This is a genomic window from Virgibacillus byunsanensis, from assembly GCF_042675965.1.
In the GTDB taxonomy this organism is placed as follows: domain Bacteria; phylum Bacillota; class Bacilli; order Bacillales; family Amphibacillaceae; genus Virgibacillus_R; species Virgibacillus_R byunsanensis.
On sequence record NZ_JBHTKJ010000027.1, the window covers coordinates 1 to 20217 of the forward strand.

General features: G+C 36.9%; 16 protein-coding genes and 2 riboswitches. Of the genes, 5 read left to right on the plus strand and 11 right to left on the minus strand.

What is annotated here, in order from left to right; all coding sequences use genetic code 11:
- Positions 1 to 33 precede the first annotated feature (33 nt).
- Together ACFQ3N_RS10910 and ACFQ3N_RS10915 are read right to left on the minus strand one after the other, a co-directional pair.
- Entirely contained in the window at positions 34 to 1122 is a 1089-nt protein-coding gene (locus ACFQ3N_RS10910; protein WP_390362313.1) for a hypothetical protein, read from the minus strand.
- 124 nt (positions 1123 to 1246) lie between these two features.
- Positions 1247 to 1900 carry a DUF2179 domain-containing protein gene (locus ACFQ3N_RS10915; RefSeq protein WP_390362315.1) on the minus strand — a complete coding sequence of 218 codons (654 nt, stop codon included), beginning with the start codon at positions 1898 to 1900 and terminating at the stop codon, positions 1247 to 1249.
- 206 nt (positions 1901 to 2106) lie between these two features.
- Here ACFQ3N_RS10915 and ACFQ3N_RS10920 point away from each other — a divergent pair, with 206 nt between their 5' ends.
- Positions 2107 to 2541, plus strand: coding sequence for an Hsp20/alpha crystallin family protein (locus ACFQ3N_RS10920; protein WP_390362317.1), 435 nt, complete (start codon positions 2107 to 2109; stop codon positions 2539 to 2541).
- Positions 2542 to 2620: 79 nt separating this feature from the next.
- Here ACFQ3N_RS10920 and ACFQ3N_RS10925 read toward each other — a convergent pair whose 3' ends face one another.
- Positions 2621 to 3328 carry an MOSC domain-containing protein gene (locus ACFQ3N_RS10925; protein WP_390362319.1) on the minus strand — a complete coding sequence of 236 codons (708 nt, stop codon included), beginning with the start codon at positions 3326 to 3328 and terminating at the stop codon, positions 2621 to 2623.
- Between the two features lie 98 nt (positions 3329 to 3426).
- On the opposite strand from ACFQ3N_RS10925, the gene msrA reads away from it, so the two are divergent.
- Positions 3427 to 3954: a peptide-methionine (S)-S-oxide reductase MsrA gene (gene msrA / locus ACFQ3N_RS10930; RefSeq protein WP_390362321.1), complete on the plus strand. Its 528-nt coding sequence runs from the start codon at positions 3427 to 3429 to the stop codon at positions 3952 to 3954.
- A gap of 143 nt (positions 3955 to 4097) precedes the next feature.
- Here msrA and ACFQ3N_RS10935 read toward each other — a convergent pair whose 3' ends face one another.
- Positions 4098 to 4382 carry a hypothetical protein gene (locus ACFQ3N_RS10935; protein ID WP_390362323.1) on the minus strand — a complete coding sequence of 95 codons (285 nt, stop codon included), beginning with the start codon at positions 4380 to 4382 and terminating at the stop codon, positions 4098 to 4100.
- An 82-nt stretch (positions 4383 to 4464) separates the two neighbouring features.
- On the opposite strand from ACFQ3N_RS10935, the gene ACFQ3N_RS10940 reads away from it, so the two are divergent.
- A complete protein-coding gene (locus tag ACFQ3N_RS10940; protein WP_390362325.1) occupies positions 4465 to 5628 on the plus strand; it encodes an MFS transporter in 1164 nt (387 codons plus the stop codon).
- Between the two features lie 348 nt (positions 5629 to 5976).
- Here the strand turns inward: ACFQ3N_RS10940 and ACFQ3N_RS10945 are convergent, their stop codons facing one another.
- From ACFQ3N_RS10945 to ACFQ3N_RS10975, 7 genes are all read right to left on the minus strand, one after another.
- Complete coding sequence (locus tag ACFQ3N_RS10945) at positions 5977 to 7311, minus strand: NCS2 family permease (RefSeq protein WP_390362327.1); 1335 nt, start codon at positions 7309 to 7311, stop codon at positions 5977 to 5979.
- Positions 7312 to 7441: 130 nt separating this feature from the next.
- Positions 7442 to 7542: riboswitch (purine riboswitch) on the minus strand.
- A gap of 89 nt (positions 7543 to 7631) precedes the next feature.
- A complete protein-coding gene (guaA, locus tag ACFQ3N_RS10950; RefSeq protein WP_390362329.1) occupies positions 7632 to 9167 on the minus strand; it encodes a glutamine-hydrolyzing GMP synthase in 1536 nt (511 codons plus the stop codon).
- A gap of 163 nt (positions 9168 to 9330) precedes the next feature.
- Positions 9331 to 9432: riboswitch (purine riboswitch) on the minus strand.
- A 42-nt stretch (positions 9433 to 9474) separates the two neighbouring features.
- Positions 9475 to 11682, minus strand: coding sequence for a DUF4129 domain-containing transglutaminase family protein (locus ACFQ3N_RS10955; protein WP_390362331.1), 2208 nt, complete (start codon positions 11680 to 11682; stop codon positions 9475 to 9477).
- Positions 11679 to 12719, minus strand: a complete 1041-nt coding sequence (locus tag ACFQ3N_RS10960; protein ID WP_390362333.1) for a DUF58 domain-containing protein — start codon at positions 12717 to 12719, stop codon at positions 11679 to 11681. Before ACFQ3N_RS10960 ends, ACFQ3N_RS10955 begins: the two co-directional genes overlap by 4 nt.
- A 227-nt stretch (positions 12720 to 12946) precedes the next feature.
- The gene (locus tag ACFQ3N_RS10965) at positions 12947 to 13909 is read right to left on the minus strand and encodes an AAA family ATPase (protein WP_390362335.1); all 963 of its coding nucleotides are present in this window, start codon (positions 13907 to 13909) and stop codon (positions 12947 to 12949) included.
- Between the two features lie 696 nt (positions 13910 to 14605).
- Complete coding sequence (locus tag ACFQ3N_RS10970; protein WP_390362337.1) at positions 14606 to 16132, minus strand: AbgT family transporter; 1527 nt, start codon at positions 16130 to 16132, stop codon at positions 14606 to 14608.
- Positions 16133 to 16382: 250 nt separating this feature from the next.
- The gene (locus ACFQ3N_RS10975) at positions 16383 to 17936 is read right to left on the minus strand and encodes an amidase (protein WP_390362339.1); all 1554 of its coding nucleotides are present in this window, start codon (positions 17934 to 17936) and stop codon (positions 16383 to 16385) included.
- A 257-nt stretch (positions 17937 to 18193) separates the two neighbouring features.
- Between ACFQ3N_RS10975 and ACFQ3N_RS10980 the strand changes: the two genes are divergently transcribed.
- Together ACFQ3N_RS10980 and ACFQ3N_RS10985 are read left to right on the plus strand one after the other, a co-directional pair.
- Positions 18194 to 19165 carry an ABC transporter ATP-binding protein gene (locus ACFQ3N_RS10980; protein WP_390362341.1) on the plus strand — a complete coding sequence of 324 codons (972 nt, stop codon included), beginning with the start codon at positions 18194 to 18196 and terminating at the stop codon, positions 19163 to 19165.
- Positions 19166 to 19181: 16 nt separating this feature from the next.
- Positions 19182 to 20198 carry an ABC transporter ATP-binding protein gene (locus ACFQ3N_RS10985; protein ID WP_390362343.1) on the plus strand — a complete coding sequence of 339 codons (1017 nt, stop codon included), beginning with the start codon at positions 19182 to 19184 and terminating at the stop codon, positions 20196 to 20198.
- The last annotated feature ends 19 nt before the right edge of the window (positions 20199 to 20217 follow it).

Below are 20217 nucleotides of genomic sequence, written 5' to 3' on the forward strand. Positions count from 1 at the left end.
GCGTACAAAAATAGAGTGCCAGATATACTGGTGTTATAAGGGTACCGAGAAAAACTTGACACAAACCATATGCAATGTATTGTATTCGTTTTCATGTTTTAATAATAAAAGGTTTTCTAAAAACGCTTTGAATAAAGCATGATAGCGATAATAATTCCCTTCCCCTTCTTCAATAAACAAATTCTGTTTAACGAGGCCTGCGAGTATCTCCTCTGAGCCATTAATTTGCAATACATGGTCACAAACCTCGGGTGATAATACTTCCATAATACTGGACTGCATTAAGAATTGTTGAATGATTAGAGATTGCTTTGATAGAACTTCATGAGCCAAGTAGTCGAACAAATCCTCTAAAGACTTCTGACGATTCAGAAATATTGTTTCAACTGAAGTCTCCGTATGTAATTGTTGTACTAGCATATTAAACGCTATCGTCCATCCCTCTGTAAGTGTATGAATTTTAGCTACATCCTCGTCACTCATGTTTAACTGATGCATATCTTCTAAAATGAAATTCATTTCAGCAGGGGATAAAGTTAAGTCTCTTTGTGTTATTTCCAATAAATCTCCTTTTATTTTATATTTAGACATTACATCCCATTCAGGCCTATTCCTACTAGATACAACCATATGCAAATTAGAAGGAATATGTTGTAATACAAATAACATCCATTTTTCAATTTCGGTGGAATGTTTAACATGGTGAAAATCATCTAAAATCAAAATAACTGATTCCTCTAGCGACATAATCTCATTAATAAAAGAAGATGCAAGTGAATAGACTTTCTCTATTGTTATATAGTTATCCAGTTCCTCCAACTCTTCTTGAATTTTGTTCCCAAAAAAGGAATGATTTTGTTTAATAGATTGAATTAATTTTGTTAAAAAGGGGAGAATGTCATCATCATTTTGTGAAAGCGTATACCAACATATATCTGTATTCAAATCATGGGCAAACAAGGATAAAGCAGTACTTTTTCCATAACCTGCACCAGCATATAATAATGTTAGAGGATATTTTGGTATATGTATTAATTTTTTATTTAATTTACTGCGTCGAACAAACTGTTCTTTAATAGGCGGTGGCCTCAGCTGACTTTGGGTTATTGGAATAGTACTCATTTCTTCATCCTCCCTTTTTATTGATGGAATCTTCCGTTAATTAAAAATATAACTTCTTTTTCTCTTCATTCTATATGATAATCTCCTGTTTAACAAAAAATGAATAGATCATTTAGAAGAAGATCTATTCATTTTTATCCTGTTCCCTGTTAAAATCCGAAATAGTTGGTTCTACTTTCGCTTGGGCTTTAGACTGCTGTGCTGTTGTCTTTGCCGTAGCCTCATTGCTATTCTTATGATTAAATAATTTCCCTCTACGAACTTGCTTGACCCAGAACCCTCCATTAATTTGCTTCGGTTCATATGAGATAATGAATGCCTTTGGATCAATTATTTTTAGTGTCTCATAAAGTTTTAACTCATATTTTCTAGGTGTTAGAATTTGCATCGCCAAACGATCACCTTCCATACCATAGGCAAACCAGCTTGTTACACCATAACCTTTATCACGCAATTTACGAGTAAATTCGATATCTGGATTGGAAGAAATAACATTCACAGTTATATATCCCAATGCAAGTTTCTCTTCAATTTTCGTACCAATTACCACTCCAGTACCGAACCCTACAGCATATGCCACCAGATTCTGTATTTGATCTAGATTATCCAGTACTAATCCAAGACCTACTACGTAAATAACAACTTCAAACATACTGACAGTTGCAGCTATATATCGTCGTCCTTTTAGAGTTAAGATCATACGCACTGTAGATAGAGATACATATACAATATTTATCAAAAGAATGATTGCGACCATTATGAATGCGTTACTAAGCAAAACAAACCCTCCTACATATCCTATCTTTTAAGAATACCTTATTTTTAATTCTTATGAAACTATTTGGATAGCATGTACACTTTTTTAAAACTTGGCTTTATACAGTAGATAAGTTTTTCTATCTCTAGAAAAATGATGAAATCACCTATAATAGTTATAGCGCATATAGTATTTCATATTCTATATATAACAAATGGGGTGTTATGATGGATCCATTTAAACAAATGGGTGATTGGAAGAAAAACATGGATCATTTTATGGGCGATAACTTTTGGAATGAATTTGAAGGAATTATTAAACCCACTATTCCACAACTAAACATATATCAATCTGACCATGAACTTTTTTGCATTGTAAATGTTCCCGGATTAGATGATATTAATAAGCTCGATATCTACGTCGATTATGCCACTCTCGAACTTAAAGGTGTAATAGATATTAGTCACATAGGTGGTACAGTAATTAAGGAAGAAATTTTACAGGGTGCTTTTGAAAGAAGCATTACCTTACCTTTTCCAGTTAGGGCCGATAAAATTAAGGCAACCTATAGAAACGGGCTTGTTTTCATTCAACTTCATCGTTTGATATCAGAAACCAGTAAAAGAAATAAAGTAAACGTACGAATGTTGGAAGATGATTAAATTTCACAAACGTAATGCCACCTTTCTACAACTACAATCGATTGTACTTATGAGAAGGTGGCAATAAGACTGAAAAAGATTATTTATTTGGTCCAAATACCCGCTTTTCCACATTAGATTCCTGACCACGTAACCGTTTATGTAATGTACGCTTCCAACTATCAGCTAATAAGTGACATGAAGCAAGATCGTCTGAACGACGTAGATCTTCTTTGTCTATGTGCATGACTTCATTGCATGCGGCGATAGACCACTCTGGATATGGTCGTTCTATCAATTGCATGTCAGAACCAGCTTTAATATGTGCTTCTTGCAACACACGGAAGTACCAGCCTGTGCGTCCACTGTGTTGAATTCGTAAGGCAAAGTCCATCACACGGAAACGACGTGCTGGTTTCCAGCACGGTTGACGCGGTTGGGAAACTTGAACAATTGCCTCTCCAAGCTTGTAGGTGTCACCAATGCAAACTGAGAACTCATCCATTTCAAGCACTGCAAAGTTTTCACCCATAGCTCCTATGTCGACAAAGTCTGAATGCAGATCGTCTTTCCAGTATGTATAATGTTTTATCGGATATGCAAATACGGCTTTCTCGGGACCACCATGGTTCTTTTTATCGGCAACCTCATCTTCTGCAAGTCCAGACTTACCTAGCCAGACCTTTCCATTGACCTCCCGTTTAAACATACCACTTTCCCAACGCTTGTCCATATGACTTGCTCCATTTGAACTTCCGATCTGTTGTACTTTCCCCGTAAGAATTTTATGTACATATGGTTCGTTCATTGTTTCACCTGCATTCTATAATATGGTATAGTAATAAAATATCTATCTTTAATTCTACTTGAAAAATCATTATTTCACCAGCAACTGGAGGATGAATTATGACTACAAACTATAAAAAAGCAACATTTGCGGGCGGGTGCTTCTGGTGTATGGTAAAACCATTCGATCAGTGGGACGGGGTTATCCGTGTAGTTTCAGGTTATACGGGTGGACACCTAGAAAACCCTACATATGAAGAAGTGAAAACAGGTAACACAGGCCATTATGAAGCAGTTGAGATTACGTATGACCCGAGTATCATATCTTACGAAATTATAGTAGATTTATACTGGCGTCAAATTGACCCAACAGATGATGGAGGCCAGTTCCAAGACCGTGGTAACTCCTATCGAACTGCTATTTTTTATCATGATCATAAGCAAAAGTCGTTGGCAGAAACATCAAAGCAAAAGTTGGATAATAGCGGAAAATTTTCAAAGCCGGTTGTCACTCAAGTGTTACAGGCTGATACATTTTATCCTGCAGAAGAATATCATCAAGAATATTATAAAAAAAATGAAAAAGCTTACCAAGAAGACCGCAAAAAATCCGGACGCGATGAATTTATAGTAGAAACTTGGAAGTAATTAGAAAACTTGGCATTCGTTAAAGGGATTCTTGGTAAGCGTACTTTGCTTTCTTAGAAGCCCTTATGCTTTGGAGTGCAATCCTTTATGGCGAAATGACCTAGTTGCACTTATGCAGATAAGAAAGTTTTATACTTTCTTATCTACCTATATAAACTATCATCTTCTAATTCTTCTTGCGCGAGGAATGGTTCTGCTTTGGTTCGGATATAGACTTCTCTCGCATCCGAGCTATCTGGTAAGTCCTTATAGTTAATAGTATACGTCGCTTCTTTATATTCCTTCCCAAACACAATAGATTGCTTTATTTCGCCATTCCCACTCCATCCAACCAAGATAATTAAACTGATAAGTAGTACCAACAAGACTTTCTTCACCAGACTCTCCCTTAACTGATTTATTAGAATAATCCCATATATCTTTACCAAGTATATCGGTTTCCGTTTTGTCATGCAAAGTAGTATAATCATTTTTTAGAGAGTTTTATGGTAGTTAGGGGCGTCGATTATTTTGTCAAATAGTGAATCTTTAGTACCACTGAAAATGCTTTTATTCAGTTTTCATGCTACAAACACCATTATCATTAGTTTCCTACCTTTGTATTTAGAGTATAAAGGGTTAAACGGTACTGAAATAGGATGGGTACTTGCAATCGGACCGCTTGCTTCCATTTTTGCACAGCCATTTTGGGGTTATATGAGTGATAAATATAAAACCGTAAAACGTATGTTATTAATTTGTATCGTAGGACTTTTAATCAGTAGTGTTTTATTTTTTCAAATGAACACACTTATTGCCATTCTGTTAATGGGAGCTGTTTTCTACTTTTTCACATCGCCAATTGGAGCACTAAGTGACAGTTTGGCTCAGCGACGTGCAGACGATTTACGTGTATCCTTCGGGACAATTCGAACATGGGGGTCAATTGGTTTTGCTACCTCATCGCTTATTGTAGGTGAGATCCTTGATAAATTTGGCATTCAATTTATGATCTGGCCTTATTTACTTTTTGGCACAATCGCATTACTAGTTATTTTCCGACTAACTGATGTGAAAGTTGATTCAGAGCCAATTAAATTAAGAGATGTTAGTGTATTGGTTAAAAATAAACCATTTATTATCTTTTTACTATTTATTTTATTCATAACGATTTCGCACCGTACAAATGATAGTTTTATGGGGTTATATATTACACAACTTGGTGGTAGTGAAAGATTAGTTGGACTGGCATGGTTTGTTGGCGTAGCAAGTGAAGCCGCGGTATTTGCGTTTGCAGGATTTTGGTTCAGGAAATTTCATTCTTTAGTATTTATAATCATTGCTGGGATATTGTATAGTATCCGCTGGTTTATATACTCCTCAGTGGAGGATCCTATGTATATAATTGCACTTCAAGGTTTGCATGGGTTAACCTTTGGTGTATTTTATCTAGCAGCATTTGATTATGTGACGCGGTTGATACCAAAATTATTACAAGCAACAGGCCACCTTGTATTTTTTGCGACATTCTTTGGAATATCAGGTATCGTCGGATCATTAATGGGTGGAGCTTTGATTGATTCATTTGGTGGTGGGGTACTTTACTTTGTTATGGGTTGTTTTGCATTACTCGGTACAATTAGTATGACGATCTATCACGTACTTCCATATGGAAAGGAAAAAGTACGCGGTTAATTTATATGAGCTCGATTGTGTTGAGGGATAGTTCCATTCATCTTCTGTTAAAAATGGTTCAACTTTCTCCTCAGCATGCTTCACCAATCTACGTATTTCCTCAGGAACACTCTGATATTCAACGGTGTAAAGAAAACTTGGGCTTATCATTCAAGCCTTAGTTGCTATGTAGATAAATGTACAAAACTTCCAAGTTATATACTTTTTAGAAAACTTGGCTTATCGCCAAGCCTTAATGGCGAAAGCCTTAGTTGAACTTATGTAGATAAGAAAAGTTTTATACTTTCTTATCTACCAAAAAAAGGCTAGTGCAATTTTCTGCACTAGCCTTTTTACTCCTATTCAATTCTAACTTAAGAAAATGAAATACAAGATAAATATTACAAACAAGAAGTACATAATCGGATTAATTTCTTTTATGCGTCCTTTTAAAATCATGGTGATGGGATAAAAGATAAATCCAATTGCAATACCTGTGGCAATACTATACGTTAATGGCATCATAATAATGGTTAAGAATGCCGGAACTGCAATCTCAAATTTATCCCAGTCAATATTTTTCAATGTTGATGACATTAACACACCTACGATAATTAATGCTGGGGCTGTCACTTCTGCTGTTACAATACTTAATAATGGCGAGAAAAATAATGCTAGAAGAAAGAATCCTGCTGTAACAACTGCTGTAAATCCAGAACGCCCACCAGCTGCAACACCAGCGGTTGATTCAATATAAGATGTCGTTGTTGATGTACCTACAATTGAACCTGCTACGGTTGCTGTAGAATCAGCAAACAACGCTTTACCAGCACGTGGTAATTTATTATCCTTCATCAATCCAGCCTGCGTTGCAACTGCAACCAACGTTCCTGCTGTATCAAAGAAATCAACGAATAAAAATGTCAGTATAACAACGAGCATTTCTATCGTGAAAATATCACCAAAGTGTAAGATTGCTTGACCAAATGTAGGTGAAAGACTTGGAACTTCTCCTACAATGCCACCAAGTCCTGCAGGTGGATCAATTAATCCAACAATTATACCTAGAACTGCTGTTATAATCATCCCGTAAAAAATTCCGCCTTTTAAATTAAGGCTTAGTAAAATAACAGAAATAACAATCCCAAAAATTGCTAATAACACGGTTGGAGATGTTAAATCACCAATTGCTACCATTGTCGCTTCATTACCAATGATAATCCCTGCATTTTGGAAACCAATAAAAGCGATAAATAAACCAATACCTGCTCCAACTGCCAATTTTAAATTAGCGGGAATTGCATTAATTATTTTTTGGCGTAAACCGGTTAACGTTAAAACAATAAAAATAAGTCCAGATGCTAATACGCCAGCTAATGCTGTTTCCCATGGAATACCATACCCTAGTACAACGGTATAAGCAAAAAACGCGTTCAAACCCATACCTGGAGCAAGGGCAATCGGATACTTCGCGAGAACCCCCATAACTAAAGTACCAATTGCTGCTGCGATTGCAGTTGCAGTAAATACAGCACCTTGATCGATTCGAGTCACTCCGTCTGGAAGTTCCTCAATTCCTACCAGCGCTAGAGTTGCAGGATTCACAAATAATATATATGCCATTGCTAAGAACGTGGTTAACCCTGCCATGAATTCCCTTTTATAATTTGTCCCTAATTCTTCAAAACGAAAATAATTTTTCATTACCTCTCCTCCTTCTATTTCTTATATATTAAAAACACTCTTGATCTAGAACCAAGAGTGCTACCTTCTATGCAGGAAGAGTAATAAAAAAGAGAATAGGGCATCTACTTTATAGTAAATGTGCTATCTTTAACTTTACTTAAACCTGCGTAGTCAGGCCATTTACGGTAGCCTGGTAGAAACCCTGAGCCTTATTCTCTTAATTATACGCAAATGATTATTTAGTTATTCATGAATTTCTATAAATACAATACTATCATACTCTATTTTTGTCAACAAAATACGAACGATTAATAAACTATAGTAATTTAATGTTCGTTTTATTCCCACTCAATTGTTGCAGGTGGTTTACTTGTAATATCATATACAACACGATTTATATGCTGAACATCGTTAACGATTCTAGTTGATATTTTTTCTAACACGTCCCATGGAATCCGTGCCCAATCTGAAGTCATGCCATCAATCGACGTAACTGCTCGTATCCCGATTGTATAATCATATGTGCGCGCATCTCCCATTACACCAACACTTCGAATATCAGGTAAAACGGTAAAATATTGCCAAATATCACGATCCAAACCCGCTTTCGCTATTTCCTCACGTAAGACCGAATCTGATTCTCGAACAATGGTCAACTTTTCTTCCGTTACTTCACCTAGCACACGAATTGCAAGTCCTGGTCCTGGGAAAGGCTGACGCCACACAATTCGATCTGGAAGACCTAATTGAGTACCAAGTTCCCTAACTTCATCTTTAAACAGAGCATTTAAAGGTTCAATTAGTTCAAACTGCATGTTTTCAGGAAGTCCACCAACATTATGATGTGACTTTATCGTTTGGGCAGTTTCCGTTCCGCTTTCGATGATGTCTGTATAAAGTGTTCCTTGAGCAAGAAAGTCAATATCCGTTAATTTAGCAGCTTCGTCATCAAATACATAGATGAACTCATTTCCAATAATCTTGCGTTTCTTTTCCGGATCGCTAACTCCTTTTAACTTCGACAAAAAACGCTCCTGGGCGTCAATCTTTAGTATATTCATTTGCATGTCATCAGCAAAAACATCCATCACTTCACTTGCCTCATTTTTTCGAAGTAAACCATGATCAACAAAAATACATGTCAGCTGATCACCAATTGCTTTGTGAATTAATGCTGCTACAACAGATGAATCTACTCCACCACTAAGTGCACACAATACATTACGATTGCCTACTTGTTCTTGAATTTTTTCAACTTCCATATCGATGAAGTTCTCAATCGTCCATTCACCCACACAATGACACGCGTCATAAACAAATTGCTTCAAGATGTGATTACCATATTCAGAATGGCGTACTTCAGGATGAAATTGAACACCGTAAAGATTACGCGTAGTATCACTCATTGCAGCAATTGGAGTAGATGGACTTGTTGCATCAATTTGAAAGGAAGATGGCATCTCCAATACTTTATCCCCGTGACTCATCCAAACGGTTTGATGTTCTGGTGTGTCTTTAAATAATAGTGTATCATCGTTAAGGTCAATTAACGCTTTACCATATTCCCGATTTTTTGCTTTAGCAACGTGCCCTCCATAATGAAGAGCCATTAGTTGCATACCATAGCAGATACCTAAAATAGGAATGTCGAGCTCAAATATCTCTTTATCACAACTAAAACTATTTTCGTCATATACGCTATGTGGACCTCCAGATAAAATAATACCTTTTGGATTCATGCGCTTGATCTCCTCGGCGGTGAGCTTATGTGAATGCAGTTCACTATAGACCCCCTGCTCGCGTATACGTCTGGTGATTAATTGATTGTATTGGCTTCCGAAATCTAACACTAAAATCATTTCATTGGTATCCATATTTATGCTCCTAACTGTTTATCTTTGTGAGTAGGTTAAACTTAATTAACAACTCCAATTTGTATTTTGTCCATAAAAAAAACCTGAATTCCTTTCTTTTTGCATACTACAATTTACATAGCTACAAAAAGGCAGAAATCCAGGTTGAAAATTCATAAATCTATCGGATATATTCTGCCTTCATAGTCAGAGCATTTATGGTGCTCCGGTAGAAACTTTCGAACCATATTATCGAGGATATACGAACGGCAACATTATTCAATTTGAATTCAATATCTTACTATTTTACTAATCAGCTATAACAAGGTCAAGCCATTATTTCTTTAATTAAATTTTTCCATATTTGTGTTAATTGTTGGGCTTCTTTGTCATCCACTTCATTTTTATATAATATTCGCTCATAGTAATTTGTTAGATGACTCATAGCATCAGTACGATAGCGTAAATCAATTCGTTTTGAATACTCACGTAAAGTCTGATCCGTATCTTTTGGCATTCCTCTATAAGATAAAAGCTTTAATAAGTGATGATATGCTTGCTGGTACGTTTTTCCATCACTCTTATTCCTGAATTTCATAGCTACAAGCAGTGTACTCCAGCGAAAACGTGTTTTATATAGAACCAATAGTAAGATCAGCAAAGCTACTATACCAAATGTTACAAACCACCAGTTGACGTTAGGGTTATTGTTTTCTGATGCAACTGCTGCTGCATCTGTATCTTCATCTTCTTCTGATAGATTTGGCTGTTCTTCTGGAACCTCTGTTTCTGGCTGTTCCAGTGGGTCTTGTTCATTATTATCTAAGTCCATATGAAAATCTGATAAATTCGAAAAGCCTTGTGTAGGTTCAAAAGGTACCCACCCTACCTCTGGAAAATATACTTCCACCCATGAGTGTGCATTTGCATTCGTTACTTCATATACATCAAAAGAGCTATCTGCTCCCCCAACATCATCACCAATTACTTCTCCACTGGTAAAACCTTTTGCCCATCTTGCAGGAATATCTAATGTTCGCAGCAAAACAACCATGGAAGTAGAATAGTTGTCACAATATCCAGCTTGAGAGTCGAACAAAAATTGATCTACATAGTCTTCACCTGAGCCCGGAACAGGTACATTACTTATTTGATAAGCAAAACCACTTCTACCAAAATACCCCTCGACAGCACGTGCTTGGTCATAACGATTGTCTTCTGAATCTACTATTTCTTCAGCTAGTTCACTTACACGTTCAGGTAATTGAGATGGTAGCTGCGTGTATCTTTCTTTTATTTCTTGGGGATCTTCATTCCTTTCTGCTGCTTGTCGTAATTCATTAATCTCAAACGATGGATTTCCATAAGTAATCGTATAGTTTGATAAACTAGCATCATTACTATCTATTTGGGTGTGAATAGCTTCTGAATGTACATCTAATTGGTATTGAGCCTCCACTGGTGAACTTACGTGCTCAATCCCATACGGATAAACCAATTTGTTTATTTCCGTATTTCCTTGGAAATCAATCATTGTCTCTAATTCTTCGGTTTCTACACTCCCAGAAAAAGTATCAAGTGAGATATCCCCATTAGATTGTTGACTAAATTCAGGGTCAGATGAAGTTTCCCAGCCTTTTCCGGTGTATACATCCTTCGTTTCAATCCGCCAATAATGCTCTTCTGTGGCTGCAGCTTGAAATACTGGCGTATAATCCTGAACAAATGAACCACCCAATCGTGAATCATCTTCTCCGTAACCAACTTTTTGGATAGATCCGCCACCCCTGGAACTCCCGGCATTTTCAGCTGTACTTGTCAAAAAGGGTACAGGGTCAGGCCATTGCGCTTCATATTTTGGAGATGCATACCCTACAAGGGATGAAAATAACACAACAGAAATCATTGGCATCACCCAAACTGGTGTTTTCTTGATCCATGAAAACCGTACCGATTCCCGTGTTATTTCCTTTAAAAAGTTTGTAACTCCTAAGGCAACAAATGAGAGTATAAATGTTCTAATTATCGACATGTCTGCTTCATACATTGTAAACGTGTCTAAAACAGCTATATAAATAAACGTAAGAAAAACGAAAAGGAAAATCTGCTTCATCGTGACAAACCAATAATATAATAAGTAGCTCATTAACCAGATTAATAACAAGAACAATATACTGCGAAATAACGGTGTTAAATCATACCATTGCTGAAATATAATTGCGTTAAGATTAAATGACAGATCCATATACAGTTGTTCAAACCAGAGACTGCTTAAAAATGTCTGAGAGAAAAATATTCCATCTATGATGAACAATAATCCAAACCCTTTTAACAAGAAAGACAGAATCCAATTTATCTGTAGCATAGAAATAAAGAAACAAAACAATGTATATATAATAAAAACATTGATATTACTTGTTTCTGTAATTTGTTGAACAGGATATAACCATTCCAAAAATAAAAGAAATGCACAAACATATAAAATGGAGGTGTAGAGTGCAGGTATTCTGTTGTTGTCTATGACTCTTTTGCTCACGATACACTCACCTCAATGGTATTCTGAATTAATTGTTGTTCCGTTAACACGTTGATTACAACACCTTCATATCGAAGTTGTTCCACGATCGTATGCTCATGTTTAGTAATTAAGCGATTGGATTGGATAAATATGACGATAACTTGCTTCGTTCGTTGTTTAACTTGTTTAATAGATTGTCTAAATGCTTCATCCATATTCGTTGTAATAACAATTATGATGTTGCCTCCAGACATCTTCATTGCTTCTTCTTTTAATTTTACCGGAAAAGAGTATTCTCCACTTGGCTGAACTCGTGTTAAATGCTGGCGAATCCATTCCATTTTAGTTGGGTCATGATGAAGTGGGAAGAATACCGTTTTTTCTCCAATAGATAAGAAGCCTACTTGTGATGATTTTTTACGAATGACTTCCATTAATGAAACTGTGATTTCAACAGCTGCTTCAAAAGCTAATACATTTAAACCTTTGTGATTAATGCCATTTAGAATTAGAATTATATCCGTACTTTTTTCTTGCTCGAACTCTTTAGTCATCATGCTATTTTTTTTCGCTGTTTGTTTCCAGTCAATCCATGAGAATTTATCACCAGGCATATATTCCCGAATACCTGTAGCCACATTCGTATTTTTTAAATTCAAGCTGTAGGATGAAGTCGGACCTTGTTCAAAACTGCTAATCCGTTCCGTGAATTTTACTGGGCGCTCAACTGGGTATGCCACCACAAGATCTTCAACTGGAAATATATACTCCTTTTTAACGAATCCAAATACATCTCCAGTTTTAATTCGAATAGCCTGTAACACATGTTCCCCACGTGCTATCTGCTCTATATAATAAGGCATCTCAATATCACGACGGAATCCGGGGAATATGATTTTTTTTATTTTTCGATTTATCTTTAACTTCTCTGGTTGACCCATATAGCGGAACTTATCTTTCTGATTATCTACTTTATTTAACGTATCGGGGAAAATTTCCTCACAGATACAATAGTATAAAGGATATGGAATAGATCTTTTAATTTTAACAGTCACTTTGACACTATCTCCCGCTCGTATTACGTGATGCGAAAGCTGCCGTGTTACCTCCCACTTACTAATGGGATATAAAAGTAATCCTAAATGATATAGGAAAATGGGAAGAAAACTATAAAATAGAAACCAACTAACAAAGCCACCTTGAAACATCGCAAAAGAAAATAAAACTAAAAACAGAAAAACAATGAAGATGAACTTGCCTAAAAATCGCATTGTTCCAGTCATTAACGAAATTCCTTTCGAATAGGAATATGCGTGTTTTTCACAATAGAGACTATAATTTGTTCACTGGTCATCCCATCGTATTTCGCCTCTGAATTTAAGATAACCCGGTGCGGGAGAACATAAGGTGCTAGATATTTAACATCATCTGGCAATACATAATCACGACCATGAATATAAGCATACGCTTTTGCAGCTTTCATCAAAGATATCGAGCCACGAGGACTAACTCCAAGGTAGATTGCCGAATGCTTTCTGGTTCCAGTTACTAGATTGATAATATAACGTTGCACATTTTGGTCAATATACACATCTTTAACTGCTTCTTGAATGGAAATTAATTCTTCTTTGTTGATGACGGAAGTGATTTGCTCAATTGGATGATCTTTTGATGTTCGTTCGAGTATTTCCAATTCTTGTTCATACGTTGGATAACCCATCTTTAGCTTTAAAATGAAACGATCAAGCTGTGCTTCAGGTAGTGGATAAGTTCCTTCATATTCAATTGGGTTCTGTGTTGCCATAACAAAGAAGGGTTGTTTTAGCGGAATTGTGCTCCCGTCAACAGTAACACTTTTTTCTTCCATTCCTTCTAGAAGGGATGATTGCGTTTTTGGAGAGGTACGATTAATTTCGTCGGCTAAAACAATATTCCCAAGTATTGGGCCGCCACGAAACTCAAATTCTAGTTCTTTGGGATTATAGATAGATATACCTGTTACATCAGAAGGTAATAAATCTGGAGTAAATTGTATTCTTCTAAAATCACAATCTAATGATTTGGCCAATGTACGAACTAGCATTGTTTTTCCAACACCAGGTACATCTTCAAGCAGCACATGACCTTGTGCTAATAGTGCAACAAGACTCAGTGTAGCCACATCCTCCTTACCAATCATTACTTTATTTATATTTGCTAACACTTTTTCAATCTTTTCATTGAATATAGTTGTTTCCTGCATCATATAATAGACCCCTTTCTCCACTTCCGCTAATTTTTCTGCTACTATTGCTACTATAACTATACTAAAAATGACCTATGAAGTAAAAATAAAATATTACATTAGAATTAGGATATACAAGCATATATTGTTTTATACGTAACAAAAGTACAAACCCGGGCGTGACCGCTCCTTTTGTTCAAGAAATAAAAAAGAACCTTCCATAGCAAGAGATGGATTGACGAAAAAGGGAACCAAATTGAATGGAACCGCTATAATCATGCAGTTATTATAACAGGCCTAGTTGAAGAAGATGTCATCGTAAATGACCCATACACAGGTGAAAAAGAATATTACGACCGGGAATTATACTAACAGAAACGCGGAATAAATGCATGAAAGCACGGAATTCGAGTACACAATCGCGGAATAACAAACAAAACCGCGGAATTATTATATAAATCACGGAATTACAGGATAAAACCGCGGAATCAACCGTGCAGGCTATCGCCAGTGCTTAGAAAACTTGGCTTATCGTTAAAGGAATTCTTAGTAAGCGTACTTTGCTTTCTTAGAAGCCCTTATGCTCTGGAGTGCAAGCCTTAATGGCGGAATCCTTAGTTGCATTTATGCAGATAAGAAAGATTTATGCTTTCTTATCTGCTAAAAAAATCCTTTCACTTCTAAAATAGAAGCAAAAGGATTTCAGTAAAACATTAATTAGTTATTATAAAGGATCGGTGAACCAGGACCTAAGTCAATTCCTAAGAACATCCAAACGATTAGAACTACCGTCCATCCAACTAAGAAATAAATTGTATAAGGGAACATAACAGAGATCAACGTTCCGATTCCCATCTTCTTGTCATACTTTTGAGCAAACGCAATAATGATTGCAAAGTATGTCATTAATGGCGTAATAATATTAGTAGTCGAGTCAGCTACACGGTAAGCCATTTGCGTTAGCTCTGGTGCATATCCCAACTGCATCATAATCGGTACAAATACAGGAGCCATCATAGCCCATTTGGCTGATGCACTACCAATGAATAAGTTAATAAATGCCGCAATCAGGATAAACAGCAAAATTAATGGAATTCCAGAGAGATTGATGCTTTGTAGGAATTCAGCACCATAAACACCTAGAACTAATCCCATATTTGTCTCTGCGAAAAACGCTACGAATTGACCCGCTGTAAATGCTAACACAATGAACATTCCCATGGAAGCCATCGTATCGGATAACTGATTTGCAACATCTTTGTCATTTCGAATATTTTTCGTTACTTTCCCATAAACGAGGCCGGGAACAAAGAATAGTAATGTTATTACTGGAACTAGTGAACTCATGAATGGGGATTGAATAATCGCCCCGTTTTCTCCACGCATTGGCGCATTTTCAGGAACAATTAGTAATGCCACTAAAGCTACCGCAACTCCAACTGCAACTCCTGCCCAGATAAGTCCTTTTTTCTCAATAGCCTTAAGACCTTCTAGCTTCTCACGATATTCACCTTTATACTCACCTAAACGAGGTTCAACAACACGTTCTGTTACCCATGCGCCAATAAAAGTAAGCACAAATACAGAAACGATTATAAAGTAATAGTTCATTGCAATGTTCATGGTATCCGCATATGCTGGATCAATAATCGCTGCAGCAGCTATAGTCATCTCACCTAGCATAGCATCTGTTGCGGATAAAAATAGGTTTGCACTAAATCCTGCTGACACACCGGCAAATGCTGCAGCCAGTCCTGCTAATGGATGTCGTCCAAGGGCAGCAAATATAACTGCACCAAGTGGTGGTAAGACTACATATCCAGCATCAGAAGCAACACTAGACATAATACCCGCAAAAACTAAACCTGCTGTAATTAAACGATTTGGTACCGATAATACAAAGCCACGTAACATAGCACTAATTAGCCCTGTACGTTCTGCAACACCTATACCAAGCATTGTTACAAGCACAACTCCAAGTGGTGCGAAACCAATAAAGTTGTCTGTCATACTTGTGAAAATATATTGAATACCCTCTGAACTCAATAAATTAGTAATTTCAACGGTTTCGCCTTCTTCTCCTGGATGGTCTACACTAATCCCCAATGGAGCTAAAATAGCCGAAAGAGCAACCACTAATAATGCTAAAATTGCGAATAATGTTACCGGGTGAGGCAATTTATTCCCTAACGACTCAATTCCATCCAAAAACCGTTGGAAAAGCCCCTTCCTTTGCTTGTCCATATATGAAACCCCTCTCTAGTTGTATGATTCGACAATATAGTTACGCTATACCTTGTCAAATAATTGGTTGATAAATAATATTCTGACAATAATGCTGGTAGCTTTAAACCATATTTTATTATAAAGGGGGTTAGTAAATTTTTAAATACGAAATCAATAAGTAATAATAATGAAATTATTCATAAGGTTTACGCTAGGTAAATATCTGTTTAATAGTAATTTTACCAACTTTTAATTATTCGTTTACGATTCAAATAGTGTTTGAATTTTCCACATGCATTATGTTTTCCAAAAGGTAAAAAGCAACCCATTTTAAAAATGGATTGCTTTTTAAACCTTCCCATATATCACTTTGTTCCAGTTGATAAGCAAGCTTCAGTAACCGATCTTCTTCACCCTTTGAAGCCATTACTTGAACACCTAAAGGAAGGCCTGTTTTGGACATGTAAATAGGTACTGACATGGCAGGTTGTCCTGTTAGATTAGCGAGTTGAGTAAATGGCGTATAGGTTAAGCTTGGTAAAAACATGTCATAAACCAATGCCTGTTGTCTATCTTTATCTAACTCATTCACCTCATATCGAAGTCGTTCTTGCGCTGACTTAGAATGAGTTAACTCACCTACTTTTGGAGCGGTGTAGGCTGTTGCTGGTGTAATGTAAAAATCATAGGATTGATGAAATGCAGCCATCTTAGCAGAAGCAACATCCCATGAAGAAAGACTAGCTGAAAATTCTGCCGCCGAAATGGATTTACCAGCCTGATTCAATACCCACGTTTCTATTTCTACATCATCCGCCTTTATAGATCTGCCGATTGTCTTTTCCAATTTTTGAACGACAGAAGAAATCTCTCCACTGTTCATCACATAATAGTCCTTCATTAATTGTACGCCGTCTACACCATTTTCCTTTTCTTCAACGAAGTGACCTTCTTTTTCTAACCATTTTACCAGTTTCATTACCGCTGATTTTGCGTCCTCCGAAACGGTGGTATCTACTGGAGATTTAGTTGTGTATGCGATCCTCAAAGGTTTATGAAATGTTTGCCTCATTTCATCTCTATACCGACCTTGGAATAATGGAGTTTGAAATGCCGCTTCTGGTTGGACAACCTGTAACCTGTCCAACATAGACGCACTATCCCGTACACTACGGCTTAAAACAAAATCAATGGAAGCACCTTGCCATTGTCTTCCTGTCCCTGGTCCTACTGGAGTCCGGCCTCGTGTTGGCTTCAATCCAAATAAACCAGAAAATGAAGCAGGGATACGAATCGATCCGCCCCCATCACTTGCTCCCGCGATAGGTATTATACCTGAAGCTATTGCTGCTGCAGCTCCCCCACTGGAACCACCAGGTGAATAGTCCGTATTCCATGGGTTTCTTGTAGGTCCGTGAAATACGGGTTCTGTAATATTTTTCAATCCAAATTCAGGTGCATTTGTATGTCCCATAAATATAAACCCTGATTCCCGGATCTTTTTAACAAGGTTTGAATCTTCACTTGCCACAAACGATTTCAAAAGTTTAGACCCGGATGTAAGGTGTGATCCTTTTAGTGCTTGTGATATATTTTTCAATAAAAAAGGTACTCCTGCAAATGGAGTCTCATCGACGTTAATGCGTTTTGCCTCTTCCAAAGCATGCCTTTTTCTACTATCTATAACAGCGTTTAATGAGGAATTTACTTTTTCTAATTGTTGAAAGCTCATTTCCATTAGTTCTACTGGTTTAACCTGTTTCCTTTTCATAAGATCTTTCATTTCAGTAGCGTCCATTGACAAGTATGTTTCTATATTCATTCGTTCACCTCATGTATCCATCATTGTCCATCAGTTTATCATTTATGCCAAACGAATCAATCATTATGGGCTCGTACCTTCTAAACTTCAAACATATCCATCCATTAACATGAATATAATACTACCATTGCTATACCTTGTTCAAGAATTAGAAGAAGCTACCTGAAAAGTATTGCAAATATTTTAAATTATGATATAATTTCGATAGTAATTTAGGCCGTACATGTCATACATACAATTTAATTGGGGTGAAGCGAATGACGCAAAAACCAGTATTAAGTGTTGAAGGCTTAAAAACTTACTTCTACCTAGACGATAACTTAGTTGCAAAAGCCGTAGATGGCGTTGATTTCACGGTCAATCCAGGAGAAACATTGGCAATTGTAGGAGAATCAGGTAGTGGCAAAAGCATCACATCCTTGTCCATTATGCAATTAATTAATAAGCCAGGAAAAATTGTTGATGGCACGATAAACCTAGAAGAAGAAAACCTCTTGGATAAGACTGGAAAACAAATGACAAAAATCCGTGGTAACGACATCGCAATGATTTTCCAAGAACCTATGACAGCTCTAAACCCCGTATATACAATTGGTAATCAGATTATGGAAACCATAATTAAACATAAAAAACTTTCGAAAAAAAATGCGCGAGAAAAAGCAATAGAATTATTAAATTTCGTTGGATTCCCAAGAGCAAAAGATGTAATGAATGAATACCCTCACCAATTATCAGGAGGCATGAGGCAGCGGGCAATGATTGCCATGTCCATCTCATGTGAACCAAAACTCTTAATTGCAGACGAACCCTCCACCGCATTAGATGTCACCATTCAAGCTCAAATATTAGATTTGTTGGCAGATATGAAAAAAGAATTAAACATGGCTATCCTCCTCATTACACATGATTTAGGTGTTGTTGCCGAGTATGCTGATCGCGTATTGGTCATGTATGGTGGGCAAATTGTTGAGGAAACTTCTGTTGAGCAAATCTTTGAAGACACAAAGCACCCGTATACTACAGGTTTACTTAATAGTTTACCTAGTCTTGAAAAAGATATGACAAGATTAGGCGCTATAAAAGGCACCGTTCCACCAGCACATAACTTTCCCAAAGGCTGTCGTTTTTCGACACGTTGCCCTCATGTAATGGATCGTTGCTACACTGCTAATCCAGAATTACTAGAAATTGGATCAGATCATAAGGTTCGTTGTTATCTCTACGAATAAGGAGGGACTACATAACATGGCACTTTCTGAGCAAAAAGTACGCAATGATAAATCTGAAAATACAGAAAATGAAGTACTTGTTAAAGTAAGTCATATAAAAAAATACTTTCCAATCAAAGGCGGGGTATTGAAACGTACGATAGGACACATAAAAGCAGTTGATGACGTGTCTCTTGAAGTTAAAAAAGGTGAAACTCTTGGTGTTGTTGGTGAATCAGGATCAGGGAAATCGACACTTGGTCGAGTGATTCTCAGGCTACTAGAACCAACAGAGGGTGAAATCATCTTTGAAAACAATAACATATCTCATTTAAGTAATCGCAAACTTCGGGATTACCGTAAAAATATGCAAATCGTCTTTCAGGACCCCTTCGCCTCACTTAATTCAAAAATGAGTGTCGGTGAACTGATTGAAGAACCATTACTCGTTCAAACATCTCAAACCAAGACAGAGCGCAGAAAAAAGGCTATTAATCTACTAGAAAAAGTAGGCTTGCGGGAAAGTGATCGTTCCAAGTATCCACATGAATTTTCAGGTGGCCAACGCCAACGAATAAGTATTGCAAGAGCTTTAGCACTTAATCCTAAATTTATTATTTGTGATGAGCCAGTATCAGCTCTTGATGTATCGATTCAAGCTCAAGTACTTAACTTAATGGCCGATTTGCAAGACGAATTTAATTTGACATATCTTTTTATTGCCCATGACTTAAGTGTTGTTAAACATATTTGTGATCGAGTTGCTGTTATGTATCTTGGGCGCATCGCTGAGATCGCACCGAAAAAATCTCTTTATGATAACCCGCTTCACCCATATACACAAGCGTTACTTTCGTCAGTTCCTTCAACGGACGTTCGTCATCGTCGTGAAAAGATTCATTTAACTGGGGATTTACCAAGTCCAGCCAGTCCACCATCTGGGTGTGTCTTTCGAACACGATGTCCTCAAGTACATGATCGTTGTTCGGTGGAACGTCCAGAGTTAACCGACATGGGGGACGGTCATTATGTGGCTTGTCACCTATATGATTAACCTAGCATTTAAAAGGCGG